Origin of the sequence: Crenothrix sp., from assembly GCF_043729335.1 — a bacterium.
GTDB lineage: Bacteria > Pseudomonadota > Gammaproteobacteria > Methylococcales > Methylomonadaceae > Crenothrix.
The window spans coordinates 1-13,730 of sequence record NZ_JAYTLQ010000059.1 but is presented as its reverse complement, the minus strand read 5'-3'; the positions used below and the strand labels follow the sequence as shown (position 1 = coordinate 13,730).

Here is a 13,730-nt window from a genome sequence, read left to right as displayed (position 1 = left end):
GTATTGAGTAGCGGTAAAAATCACCGAAAACTATTCTTCACTTGGCTCAGCAACATCAGTTGCAGTATCGTCCGAAGCGACATCGACATCATCAGCCAACTCACCGTCCAACACCGCATCAGCATCAAGATCGTCTTCCTCTTCACCCGCCAAACCTTCGATACGGTCAACGCCAATCACTTTTTCTTTCTTATCCAGACGGATAATGGTCACGCCTTGGGTGTTACGGCCAACCACAGAAATACCATCCACGCGGGTACGCACCAAGGTGCCGCCATCAGAGATCAGCATGATTTCATCGTTATCATTCACCAGCACTGCACCCACTACCGCACCGTTACGCGCCGAGGTCTGGATAGCAATCAAACCCTGGCCGCCACGCTTGTGGCAGGTAAACTCTTCCAGCTTAGTGCGTTTGCCATAACCGTTTTCGGTAATGTTCAATACCGTGCCTTCGGTGGAAATAATCAAGGAGATTATCTTTTCGCCGTCTTTTAAACGCATGCCACGCACACCGGTGGCATTACGCCCCATAGAGCGCACGTCTTCTTCATTAAAGCACACCGCTTTGCCGGTGGAGCTGAACAACAGCACATTCTGCTGGCCATCGGTTACTGCAACGCCCACCAAGCTGTCGTCATCACGTAAATCAATGGCGATTTTACCGGTGGTGCGTGGCTTTTCAAACTCATTTAACGGGGTCTTTTTGACCGTGCCTGTGGAAGTCGCCATAAAGATGAACTTGTTTTCGGTAAATTCACTGATCGGCAACAAGGCGTTGATTTTCTCGCCCGCTTCCAATGGCAGCAAATTGACAAACGGCTTGCCACGCGCCGCACGGCTAGCCACCGGCAATTGGTAGACCTTAAGCCAATACACCTTACCTAATGACGAAAAACACAACACGGTATCGTGGGTATTGGCAACAATCAATTTGTCGATATAATCGGTTTCCTTCATCGCAGTGGCTGATTTTCCCCGCCCACCACGCCGCTGCGCCTTGTAATCGCCCAACGGCTGCGCTTTTACATAACCCTCGTGCGACATGGTAACCACCATATCTTCCACAGTAATCAAATCACCATCCGATAAATCAGAATGATCCTGGACAATTTCGGTACGGCGTTTGTCCGAATACTCGTCCTTAATCGCAACCAACTCTTCACGGATGATTTCCATCAAACGGGTGTCGTTGGCCAAAATAAACAAATATTCATCGATTTGTGCCAGCAACTGCTTGTATTCGTCGACGATTTTGTCTTGTTCTAAGCCGGTTAAACGATGCAAACGCAAATCTAAAATAGCGTGCGCCTGGGTTTCGGACAAGCTGTACTCGCCGCCATGAATACCAAACTGTTCGGCCAAATCTTCCGGCCTTGAGCGCGTGGCATCGGCGCTTTCCAGCAAACTGGACACTAAGCCTGCATTCCAGGATTTTTCCAGCAAACCGGCTTTGGCTTCTTCACGATTTTTTGAGGCGCGGATCAGCTCAATCATCTCGTTGATATTGGCTAACGCCACCGCCAAACCTTCCAGGATGTGCGCACGGTCACGGGCTTTGCGCAATAAATACACCGTCCTGCGTGTGACAATTTCACGGCGGTGGTCAATAAACGCATCGAGAATCTCTTTAAGATTCATACAATACGGACGACCACCGAGCAAGGCCACCATGTTGATGCCAAACACAGTCTGGAACTGGGTTTGCTTGTACAGGTTATTCAACACCACTTCGGGCATTTCACCGCGGCGCAGCTCAATCACCATGCGCATACCGTCTTTATCGGACTCATCACGCAGTGCGGAAATACCTTCCAGCTTGGCTTCTTTAATGAGTTCGGCAATTTTTTCCAGCAATCTGGCCTTATTGACCTGATACGGTAATTCAGTGGTGATAATAGCCTGGCGACTGGTATCGCCAATGTCTTCAAAATGGCAGCGTGCGCGCATATAAATCTTGCCACGGCCTGTGGTGTAGGCGCTGTAAATGCCGGATGCGCCGTTAATAATGCCTGCGGTAGGGAAATCCGGCCCTGGAATATGTTCCATCAATTCCAAAATACTGATGTCGGGTTGGTCAATCACCGCCAAACACGCGCTGATAACTTCGGACAAGTTGTGCGGCGGGATATTGGTTGCCATGCCGACGGCAATACCGGATGAGCCATTGACCAATAAATTCGGCAACCGTGTCGGCAATACATCGGGCTGTACTTCAGACTCGTCGTAGTTGGGGATGAAGTTGACGGTCTCTTTATCCAAATCAGCCAGCAACTCGTGGGCGATTTTAGACATCCGCACTTCGGTATAGCGCATGGCCGCTGCGGGGTCGCCATCGACCGAACCAAAGTTGCCCTGCCCGTCTATCAACATGTAACGCAAGGAAAACGGCTGCGCCATGCGCACCATCGTGTCATACACAGCGGTATCACCATGCGGATGGTATTTACCGATCACGTCCCCAACGATACGCGCGGATTTTTTATAAGGCTTGTTCCAATCATTGCCCAGTTCGCTCATGGCGTATAGCACCCGGCGATGCACCGGTTTTAAACCATCTCTGACATCGGGAAGTGCTCGGCCAACGATAACGCTCATGGCGTAATCAAGGTAGGACTGCTTCATCTCGTCTTCGAGATTGACAGGAATAATTTCTTTAGCGAAGTTTGACATTGATCCCTATAACCCTAATGAATGCCACTAAAACATACGGTGGCATGATTTTTTAACCAAATGCAAACGCACCACGCAGTTTCTGTGGCAGCGGTGCTATTTATTGTCATTAAATCAGCCGCATATTATAGCAAAAAAGTGGTTATAGAGTCGAAGGGGTTGATGGTTTTTAAAATCAATAAGAAGCGCTGAACTCTTAGCATGCATTCCATTGACTCAATCTGACGATAATTGTCACTGAGTGACAAGAAAAATCAGCTGTGAACAAGAAAAAACGAAATTTAATAGTACTGCAAAGTTCAATTCCACATTTAACCGCAAAAATTACCAGCTAAAGTTAAGCTCGAAAATATAAAGTAAAATATTAAATATCAATAATTTATTGTAAATATATTCAACATTTAGGGTTAAATTTAAAGCGATATTTTGATTAACTGCTTATCAAAAACAAAAATTATAAAAACTGGCGCAATTTATGCTGATTATATTTTGAGAGGGCCGTATATCTACACATTAAAACGATATCGGCGTTAGCTCATACTCAGTTAATTTTATTAAAACATAGAGATTTTAGCCATGAAAAAAATGATACCGGCAGCAGCCATGCTCTGCTTTACAATGGGATTTTCAATGCAAGCCCAATCTTCTCATCTTATGATCACCGATATTTCCATTGAAGGTATTGCGCTTGACAGTATTTCTGGACCAACTACTCCAACTTTCAACCTGTTTACAGGAGATTCATTAGATATACTCGCCGGATTTTACGATCATCAGGGCGGCACGGTTGCAACAAGCTGGACTATGCATTTCAACCCAACCAGCTCATCATTTGGACTGAACGACATATCCACTTTCATTACTCCTAGCGGTGATTCGTTGGCTCCATCGTATGTATCTTTTAGCCAAATACTGTCAACTGCAGGCACATGGACGGGCTTTTTAGAACCCATTCAGAGTGAAAGTTGCCCAAGCTACAGTGACCCTAATGGAAATGAAGGCGGCGGTGGATGCGGGGACCCTTCAGTAAGCTTGGCTTTCAATTTGAATGTTCAGAATGTGCCAGAGCCCACTTCTATTGCAATTATAACGCTTGGGCTTTCTGGCTTAGCCTTTTCTCGTCGTCAACGAGGAAATTTGAAAACAGAAACAAATAAGGCTCAACTTGCCTAATCGTTTTTATTTTTGAGCTAACTCTCTTGCACGGTATAGTGTAGCCCTCACAAGCTGTGAGCCGCGTGAGGGCTTTCATGTAACTCCTTCAATCTCTTTGGATTTTTTGAAAAATCATTACCACTGCTTAGGAATGTGCATACAAACTTGATTAAATTTCGGCGTAGGTACGGATTTACCGAACAATACGAAAAATCCGCACCTCCGTTATTCAAGTGCGTCATTCACGCTACTTAGAATCCTTTTTGGATTTTTTAACAGCCTTCTTTTCTTTAGGGCTCATCGCTGGTTTTTTCTTGTCTTCTTTATTACTTTTTTGTTCTTTGCTCATGACATTTACTCCAACAGATTAATAAGTTTTAAATAAAAATTCATGCACCTGCCACTGAATTACAGTGCAACTATCCATGAATTCAATTAGCACTAGACCACATTTATACTCTTTTACCTGAACCACTTTCAAGTAATTTTAATAGCACTTAAATTCACCATGCCATTCGGTGTATTTTTGCTACTACTTGGCATAATGTTATCGCAAATACAGCTCAAAGCATCATCTCCAGAAAATTGCCTTACGTTGCCAAATAGCTTTGATTTCCTTGCTTATCACCGCCCCACTACTGCCGCCGCAGCCATTTTTTCAGCCAACAATATACCCATAATAACTTACAAAAATTGTCAGTTACTGACAAAAACCAGACCTACCCTATAAAAAATACAACACCAGTCATTTAATAAAAACCCTTTGAAATACAATAAAAAAAATAAATTTAAATCCACAAGTCTATTTGTAAGGTGTAGGTCAAAGTAAGACTTTATATAGCAAGTTCTCTTTAAAGTTGGCATAGCTTCTGCTTTGTTTATTTCAAGGGTGTCCTGTATCAGCGCATTGAAATGACTTTGGCTTTGACTAACCCTGATTATTTTATTAAACATAGAGAGATATAATCATGAAAAAAAATACAAAATTAGTTAAAGCAATATTGGCTATTGGTGTAGTTGGTAGTGCGCTTTTTGGCTCAGGAAATGCACTAGCGAATGTCATTCCATTTACAAATTTTTTGACGAATAGTGATTTCCAATCAGGATTGACTGGCTGGCAAACAAGCCCAACATCTACTACTGCCATAAATGTGCGTAACGCCAATGATTTGATTAACACAACAACGGGAAATTCAGGATTTTCTACAAGCAACTCAGGTACAACAGGAACAGGATTTTTCAATAGCCGCTTTGCTGTATTGGGAGATATTTCCGGAACAATTACCGGCACGGCAGTTGGTGAACCAACATCAGGCACCTTCAGGCTTTTTCAGGATTTCACCCTGAACTCAACTTATAACGGTCGAGCTGTCATAAGCTATGACCTTAACTTTAGCCTTCAAGCTGTGTTTGATGGCCTTGATTCTGCAAGTACTAGTCAAAACGACCTATTTACCGCTACGCTCATCAACCTTGCCGACCTGAGTGAAAATTACCTGATAGCAACAAATTCCAATGGCCTAAGGAACACTTGTTTGGGAAATGCAACTACTTGTGCTGACACAGTTTTGTTACATCAATCTGACCTCACTACAAATATCGATTTTACCAATTTGCTCCCTGGAGACTATCGATTAGAATTTAAATTAAACGAAATTGCCACAGGGACGGGGACGATTACCAATACCGCCGTGGGTATTGGTAATATAGTATCGTCCGGAACTATTAATGTTCCTGAACCTGCCAGCTTGAGTTTAATGGGTCTAGGTTTAGCTTACCTTACGGTTTCCCGTAAAAAAAGAACCCCTTACTTAATGGCATAAAACTTAATGGTAAAAACTGTTCTTTAGAGCAGTTTTTATACCGAATCCATACTCAGCCTCACCAACATAATATCAGGTGAGGCTTTTTAATTATTTTAGCAAATCAAAACCCGCTAACAACACCGCTTAATCCCATTCCACTTTTCATCTTGCCACTGTTTAAAAAAAGCCTGCTTATTAAGTGGCGCATGATAAACGCATTCAGGATGACTTTGATGGTAACGGGCATAGTGCTGCAAATACCGTTCATAAGCATCATCTCCAGAAAGTTGCCGTATGGTTTGCCATGCCAATTTAATTTTTCCCCGCATCAACGTCCTACCCGCTCATCAAGCAACTGAGTCATCACATAAGGTGTATCGGTCAACAGCAATACCGGCTTTCCTGTTACCTGTTTAAAACACATCCGCAGCATATCAAACACAATCAACCATAACATACTGACTAAAAAAATAATTATTCCGGCATCTAAATGCAGATTGAATATCAATTTAGGCGCGGCAGCGATTTTTTCTGCGGGCAATGTGCCCATTGCCAATTTACTGGTCAAATCATTAGCACCTGCTAAAAAACCAATACGGATATCCTCACTGAATAACTTCTGCCAAGCGGCAGTAGTGGTAATAATCACCAGCCACAATAACGGTACGGCAGTAATCCAGGCATAGCTTAGTTTTTTAGACTTGACTAAAATACCGGTGGCGACAGATAACGCAATAGCAGCTAACATTTGGTTGGCAATTCCAAATAACGGCCACAAAATATTTACCCCGCCATTGGGATCAATTACACCGATATACAGAAAATATCCCCACCCCATCACCACCACAGCACTGGTGAATATGACTGACGGCATCCACGAGGTTTCGCCCATTTTTGGCCAGATATTACCCAACATATCCTGCAACATAAACCGCCCTACGCGCGTTCCGGCATCTAGCGTCGTTAAAATAAAAATCGCCTCAAACATAATGGCAAAGTGATACCACAAAGCCAGCAAGCTTTCCCCAAAAGCACTGCCAAAAATACTCGCCATGCCGACGGCTAATGATGGCGCACCACCCGTACGCGCAAACAAAGTGGTTTCACCCATTTGCCGCGCCAGGGTTTGCATTTGCTCCACCGTTACCGGATAACCCCACGATGAAATTTTAGCTACCGCATCGGTAGCTTCTGCACCAACAATGCCTGCCGAACTGTTAATGGCAAAAAACACACCCGGATCCAGCACCGTTGCCGCCACCATCGCCATAATCGCCACAAATGATTCCAGTAACATACCGCCGTAACCAATCATGACAATATCGCGTTCATTGGTCAGCAATTTGGGTGTCGTGCCAGAAGCGATTAAAGAATGAAAACCGGAAATAGCGCCGCAGGCAATGGTAATAAACACAAACGGAAATAATTTACCGCCAAAGATAGGCCCAGTGCCATCTATAAATTGCGTGACCGCCGGCATTTTCACATCCGGCCTAAGCAAGATAATCGCCACTGCCAACAAGGTAATCGTACCCAACTTCATGTAAGTAGATAAATAATCACGCGGCGCTAACAACAACCACACTGGAAAAATAGCCGCGGCAAACCCATACGCCATCACCGCCCAAGCCAAGGGTAAACTGTCGTGATCAAACCAGCCGCGTAAACTTTCATTGGTATCAACCCAACCACCGGCCGCCACTGAAAACAACAGCAAGAATACGCCCAGTATAGATGCCTCCAATACCTGTCCTGGACGCAAATAACGCATATAAATCCCGACAAACATGGCAATCGGTATGGTTGCCGATACCGTAAATGTTGCCCACGGGCTGTGCTTCATGGCATTGACCACCACCAAACCGAGTACGGCAATCAAGATAATCATAATGGTAAACGTACCGATCAACGCCGCTGTGCCGCCAATACGGCCAATTTCATCACGTGCCATTTGCCCCAAGCTTCGGGCATCGCGGCGGGTGGATATGAACAAAATAATCATATCCTGCACACAGCCGCCCAATACCGCGCCAAACAATATCCACAACGTACCCGGCAAGTAACCGAATTGCGCAGCTAAAGTAGGCCCAACCAAAGGTCCAGGCCCTGCAATGGCCGCAAAATGGTGGCCAAAAACTACCCATTTGTTGGTCGGTACAAAATCACGGCCATTATCCAGGCGTTCTGCAGGTGTCGCACGGGTTTCATCGACCATTAGCACCGTCGTCGCTATCCATGCGGCATAAAACCGGTACGCCAGCGTATAAATGCACAAGGCCGCAGTGATAAACCATAAGGCATTAATGTGTTCACCGCGATTAAGTGCAATGCCGCCTACAGCGGATGCCCCCAAAATAGCGATGCCTAGCCAGAGTATATTTTTTGATAGGTTATTCATGTGTATTTTCCAAACCCCGTGTTTATTCCAATCAGCCGTCAAACTACGCCATTAGCCTTACGATGAGCCGCTTGGTTTTTTTGCAGACTGTAAACAAATCAATCACCAATATCAAGCGGGATACTTTTGGCTTTCTACAAATTTGAAAACATTATGATGTAAATTAGGAATGATGGATCGAACTTAAGTCGAACTCCGGCGTTTCAAGGCTGAAATACCGATTTTTGGTGATCAAAACGATACAACTACACTGTAGAGACGCAAAATCTTGCGTCTCTACACCACAAAGGACTTGATACTTGAGGAGGTGTATTTATGGCCAGTTACCTAAAAAGATATACTATTGATAATACTTAGCATTCTCGGCTTTTTGCGTTGCTTTTAATAACTCCGCCTCTTTGGCTTCTATCATGGCGGGCGTTTCAATAATTTCTTCCGGCTCTGGTTGTTTAGCTAACGATTCAATAAATGCCACAAACCACTCTTGATCTTTAACGCTGGCCATATCAGGATCGTTGGTAATATCCGCTTCATCTGGCAAGCTGGCTTTATTCTTGGCACTTTGCAGCGCTTTTAAACAGGCATCATTATCGCCACGCAATCCATAAATACACGCCAAATTATAAGAAGCTGTATCGGCCTGAATAGCATTGGCACGTTCAAACTGCTTTTTGGCTTGATCGTATAAATCATCATCAGCAGCCGCATTTTTAACCCGCGCCATATCCATATACGCGACACCACTATCAATTGCGGCTGCCAAATACGCAGGTTGCAGCAATAAACAAAATTCAAACTTACTAATAGCATCTTGGTAAAGCGCGACAGCTTCATCGTCTTGCTTAACTTTTGCCTGATATAACAAAGCCGCTCCCCAATTATATAAAGCTTGGGCACGCATAGGCTCATCGCTGACCACGTCCGTAAAAGTCTTATAGATATGTTTGTATAATTGATCGGCAGTACCACTTTCATCGTTACGCGCTTGAGCGATTTGTTTTATGGCAGTTTCCATCTTAGATTTTTTCTGAAACGATGCAATCAACGACATAGTGATTTCTCCTGATAAGTGAGTGTATGAAAAAAAACATAGGATAACAGCTGGATTGCTGACGATAACATTAAATAGCTTAGCGACAGCGTGTTTGCAACAATCTATTTCACGTCAATTCGTTTTGTGGGCTCAGGCGGCGTGTAGATATGATCCAAATCGGCATCCATTTTTGAGGCAAATGTTTCGACGGCTTTTAAGGTCAGCTTTTTATCCCCGCCTTTAGTTTCTACCGTATAACTGCCTAACAAGTTAGCCGTTTTGGTATTAACCAAATGCCCCATCAAATACGCGAATAAAAAGCTGGGTTTATGCAACTTACCGACCAAAACATAATCAGCCCCAACTTTTTTAGCCAGTTCAGCAGCCGTATCGCTGTGATCAAAAAGATAACCCACACCGCCGTTGGCTTCATGCTGATTGTTTAAGTTAACCGATATAATTTTATACCCAGCCCTTGCCAACTCACCTTCCAGCATAGCTTTTATACTTGCCGTTCTTTGAATTTCCGCAGGTATGCCAGGCGCAAGCGTCACATCGCTTAATTCAAAATCCAAGATGGCAATACTTGTTTGGGCACAGGTACTCATGCTGACCCAACCTAAACATACCGCACCTATTATTTTACGTAACATTTGATTTATTCTCATCTTGAAAGTAAATACGGAAGAATTCATAAGGCTACAGCTCCACAGCTTGGATAATATACGCAAAATGTAGCACATCCGGAGTGTATTTAACACGCATAAAAAAGGCATCCTAAGATGCCTTTTTAGCGTAAAAGTCAGCGATTAACCGTGGTTATAATGCTTACGCAATGGCTTAACCACTTCCCACATACTGTCCAAGCCTACTGGAAATACCACCAAATCACCTGGTACGATACGCACTGGCTCACCACCAACTGGAGTAACAATAATTTCCCCTTCCAAGACATAAGCCGTTTCTTTTTCATCGAAATCAAGCGGGAATTTAGAAATTTCTTTTTCCCAGATAGGCCAGCTAGCAACACCCAATTCTTTCAAACGTTCTGGGCTAGGGTTATGTTCAATCGTAATTTGGCTCATATTTTCCTGTTATTTAAATAATTTATGAGGCGTTGATTGTAGCATTTTTACAGATCGTATAGGTAATGTGCCTACATCAAGCAGCCTTGTTACAAAATGCGGCTCCGGCACCAGCGATGAGAGTAGTTAATTGGCAATTTCAAACAAATGCTGAGAGTTGGCTATACTTTACTATCGCGTATTAATGGCTCCACGGAAACCATTTTGAGGTTAGCGACAACTTTCAATTGAGAAAAAATACCTTTTAATTCAACTATATAATTTTTTACCGAAAAGGTGTTATTTTATAACTAATTGAATTACAGTGTAATATTTTTAAATTGGGACTTAGGATGGCTGTTAGGCATTTAGAAGAACCCTATACAGATTTTAGCTATAACTCTCTGGGGACGCAGCAGAAAATACAATAGGACTTAAAATCATAAAAAGCAACATGAACAATGTGACCTGCCCACATGAAGATGGTAAGAACCATTGGTCATTTACAAAATATTGCTCTTCGACTCATTTACATTTAACTTTCAGAGGTAAAAAAAATAATATGGTGGATATTCACAAGGCAAGGATTCTTGTAATAGACAATGATCCAATCAATCCCGCATTAATAAGTGACTTGTTGCAAGGACTCTGCAAGCTTGTCAAGGTTGCCAACGATGGCAAAAATGCATTAAAGATAGCGTATTCTGATTCGCCACCCGATATTATTCTGCTAAACATCAAGATACAGAAAATAGATGGCTTTGAAATTTGTAAACAATTAAAGGCAAACCCGAGTACTCAAGATATTCCAGTCCTTTTCCTAACAGAAAAAGATGCCATTATAGATGAAGCCTATGGCTTACAAATAGGCGCTGTAGATTATATTGCCAAGCCAATCAGCCCGCCTATTCTTTTGGCACGTGTTAAGACACACCTAGAAATGAAGGCTATGAAAGCTTCTTTGCAAACGCAGAGCAACACTTGCCTTGAGAATCAAAAATCAAAACATGATGTAGAAATGAAGGTCACTAAAAATGCCACTATTCATGCCATGGCTTATTTGTCAGAAACCAGAAATTACGTTACCGGAAATCATATTCGCCGCACCGAACAGTATGTCAAAATTCTGGCAGAAAAATTACGCTTTCATCCGCGCTTCACGCATTATCTCGACAATGATACTGTTATTGAATGGTTGTTTAAGACGGCGCCCTTACACGATATTGGCAATGTGGGAATTCCTGAGCGGATTCTCCTTAAACCAGGGCGCTTAACGCCGGAAGAATTTGAAATTATAAAAAGCCACACCTATTTGGGTCGGAACGTTATTCTTCAGGCTGAGCATGAACTAGGAAAAGAAGTGCCTTTTTTAAAATATGCCAAGGAAATCACTTATAGCCACCACGAAAGATGGGATGGGACTGGATATCCTGAGGGTATTGCGGGAGACGATATTCCTGTATCAGCACGCATTATGGCCATAGCAGACGTTTATGATGCGTTGATAAGCCGACGGGTGTATAAACTTCCAGTGCCTCATGAACAAGCGGTAAAAATTATTGTAGACGGCACGGGTACACAGTTTGACCCTGATATGGTAGATGCATTTTATGAACTCCATGAAGAATTCCAGCGCATTGCACATGAATACGCAGACGATGACAAGGACTTCAAAAAAAGTATCGACTATTTGGAACAAGCCATTGCTGAAGAGCCTTAACTGCTGATTGATGCAAAGTTAATCATGAAGCTCGTATTGTTTTTAATATTGCCAGATCATTGGCGTGCCAACACTTTCCAGGACAAAAAATTAAACTGCTTTTTGCAGTATTCGTAGTCCATTAGGGTCAAATTAACGGTGTGTTTTTAAAAAACAGACCGTTAATTTACCTTTAATCGTGAGGAATAATTTTTTCTTCACAAAACTTGAACTGAATAGCGTTTATCAAAGACAAATACAGCAGAAAACTTATTTATTTATTATTAACAGTAAATAAGTCAAAATATAGTCTAAGTATATCGCCTGAAATTTATCCCGCCTTTTATTTCCCGCCAACTACTTTATTCCACAACCGTTTTCGGTTTTTGTTCGCTTTAAATAGGACTGTTCTTAATTGTATTTTTATAACGGCCTGAGAATTTTGCTGTCACTGTCCCATTTTGATAGCTATTGCCTCATGAAAAGCCCAGTCATCTTTTATACTTCACTTCTTTTTTTCGTATGCCACAGACATTAAACAATCCAGAACCAGCACCAGCAAGCGCCAAAAACATCGCCCCTAATCGTAAAGAACTGATCCAGACGTTATCCCTGTACGCAAAACCAGACCATCGAAAAGCTTTATATCAAATAACTAATACGTTTATCCCTTATATTGGCCTATGGGCATTAATGATTTACAGCGTAGTGCAAGGTTTTTCTGTGTGGATAACCTTATTGTTATCGGTGGCAGCAGCCGGTTTTTTAGTGCGCTTATTTGTACTTTTTCACGATTGCTGTCACAGTGCATTTTTCCCTGGCCGCACAGCAAATCGATTATTCGGTTACATAGCCGGCATATTGACGTTTACGCCTTTCGAGGACTGGAAGCGCACCCATGTCATTCATCACGCCAAGTCTGGAGATTTAGACAATCGTGGTGTAGGTGACGTTTGGACATTGACTGTAGATGAATATTTATCCGCCCCCGTATTTAAACGCTTAGCCTACCGAATCTTTCGTAACCCGTTAATCCTTTTTAGCATTACGCCCATGGTTCTTTTTTTAATAGTGCATCGGTTTCCAAGTCCGGGGGCTAAAAAAAGTGAAAATTTCAGCGTCATCTTTACCAATGCCGCGATTGCTATCCTCATTATCGTTATGAGCCTCACCGTGGGCTTTCAAAACTATCTACTGATTCAATTACCCACTATTCTAGTAGCAGCCAGTATCGGCATGTGGCTATTTTATATTCAACATCAGTATGAAGATGTTTATTGGTCGCGCAGTAACGATTGGGATCTTACCCGTTCCGGCTTGGAAGGTAGCTCATACTACAAATTACCTGCTGTATTGCAATGGCTAGTCGGTAACATTGGCTTGCACCATATACACCATGTCAGAGCCAATATCCCCAACTATAATTTGCAACGCTGTCACAATGAAGTCCCTACATTACATGGGGTTACACCGCTCACTTTGCGTAAAAGTTTCCAATCACTGTGGCTCAATCTTTGGGATGAAAAAGCCCAAAAACTGGTGAGTTTTGCATCTATTCGTGGCATACCGCGCGGGAAAATCCCATTATAAATTTGCTATGAAATAACGTAATCAAGTAGGTGAGGTGCAGATTTTTCCGCACCTACAGTTGTTCAGCTTATTTCATGCATGCCTACATTATTGGTTCCGCCTAAAAATGGTATATCAAAAAACAATGCGCTCATACTGCCATTAACAGACACAAGTAGTATTCCAAAACGCAATCGGTGGTATAGTCCGCAGTGCGATGAATAGGCTAGCAAACCCTAGTACTCAGTCAATCTTATTTTGTCAGTCAGATATTTTAAAAAACCGTTCGTGGTGAGCTTGTCGAACCATGAACTACAAGTCCTTCGACAGGCTC

General features: G+C 42.8%; 10 protein-coding genes. 4 read left to right on the top strand and 6 right to left on the bottom strand.

The features are described from left to right. Window positions 1-30: 30 nt before the first annotated feature. Complete coding sequence (gene gyrA, locus ACHZC4_RS14355) at window positions 31-2,673, bottom strand: DNA gyrase subunit A (protein WP_394754554.1); 2,643 nt, start codon at window positions 2,671-2,673, stop codon at window positions 31-33. Window positions 2,674-3,249: 576 nt separating this feature from the next. Between gyrA and ACHZC4_RS14350 the strand changes: the two genes are divergently transcribed. Together ACHZC4_RS14350 and ACHZC4_RS14345 are read left to right on the top strand one after the other, a co-directional pair. Continuing rightward, window positions 3,250-3,846 (top strand): PEP-CTERM sorting domain-containing protein, encoded by a 597-nt coding sequence (locus ACHZC4_RS14350; protein ID WP_394754553.1) that lies wholly within the window; start codon window positions 3,250-3,252, stop codon window positions 3,844-3,846. Window positions 3,847-4,796: 950 nt separating this feature from the next. Next, a complete protein-coding gene (locus ACHZC4_RS14345) occupies window positions 4,797-5,651 on the top strand; it encodes a PEP-CTERM sorting domain-containing protein (protein ID WP_394754552.1) in 855 nt (284 codons plus the stop codon). A 113-nt stretch (window positions 5,652-5,764) separates the two neighbouring features. Here ACHZC4_RS14345 and ACHZC4_RS14340 read toward each other — a convergent pair whose 3' ends face one another. The 5 genes from ACHZC4_RS14340 to ACHZC4_RS14320 form a co-directional block, all read right to left on the bottom strand. After that, window positions 5,765-5,962, bottom strand: a complete 198-nt coding sequence (locus ACHZC4_RS14340; RefSeq protein WP_394754551.1) for a CstA-like transporter-associated (seleno)protein — start codon at window positions 5,960-5,962, stop codon at window positions 5,765-5,767. After that, window positions 5,962-8,031, bottom strand: coding sequence for a carbon starvation CstA family protein (locus tag ACHZC4_RS14335; RefSeq protein WP_394754550.1), 2,070 nt, complete (start codon window positions 8,029-8,031; stop codon window positions 5,962-5,964). The genes ACHZC4_RS14340 and ACHZC4_RS14335 overlap by 1 nt, the downstream gene beginning before the upstream one ends. Before the next feature lie 340 nt (window positions 8,032-8,371). Next, window positions 8,372-9,082: a TPR end-of-group domain-containing protein gene (locus ACHZC4_RS14330; protein ID WP_394754549.1), complete on the bottom strand. Its 711-nt coding sequence runs from the start codon at window positions 9,080-9,082 to the stop codon at window positions 8,372-8,374. A 104-nt stretch (window positions 9,083-9,186) separates the two neighbouring features. Further along, window positions 9,187-9,717 carry a DUF2380 domain-containing protein gene (locus tag ACHZC4_RS14325; protein ID WP_394754548.1) on the bottom strand — a complete coding sequence of 177 codons (531 nt, stop codon included), beginning with the start codon at window positions 9,715-9,717 and terminating at the stop codon, window positions 9,187-9,189. A 156-nt stretch (window positions 9,718-9,873) separates the two neighbouring features. Then, window positions 9,874-10,149, bottom strand: a complete 276-nt coding sequence (locus tag ACHZC4_RS14320; RefSeq protein ID WP_394754547.1) for a cupin domain-containing protein — start codon at window positions 10,147-10,149, stop codon at window positions 9,874-9,876. A gap of 433 nt (window positions 10,150-10,582) precedes the next feature. On the opposite strand from ACHZC4_RS14320, the gene ACHZC4_RS14315 reads away from it, so the two are divergent. Continuing rightward, window positions 10,583-11,848 carry an HD-GYP domain-containing protein gene (locus tag ACHZC4_RS14315; protein ID WP_394754546.1) on the top strand — a complete coding sequence of 422 codons (1,266 nt, stop codon included), beginning with the start codon at window positions 10,583-10,585 and terminating at the stop codon, window positions 11,846-11,848. A gap of 501 nt (window positions 11,849-12,349) precedes the next feature. Beyond that, window positions 12,350-13,417: a fatty acid desaturase gene (locus ACHZC4_RS14310; protein ID WP_394754545.1), complete on the top strand. Its 1,068-nt coding sequence runs from the start codon at window positions 12,350-12,352 to the stop codon at window positions 13,415-13,417. Window positions 13,418-13,730 lie beyond the last annotated feature (313 nt).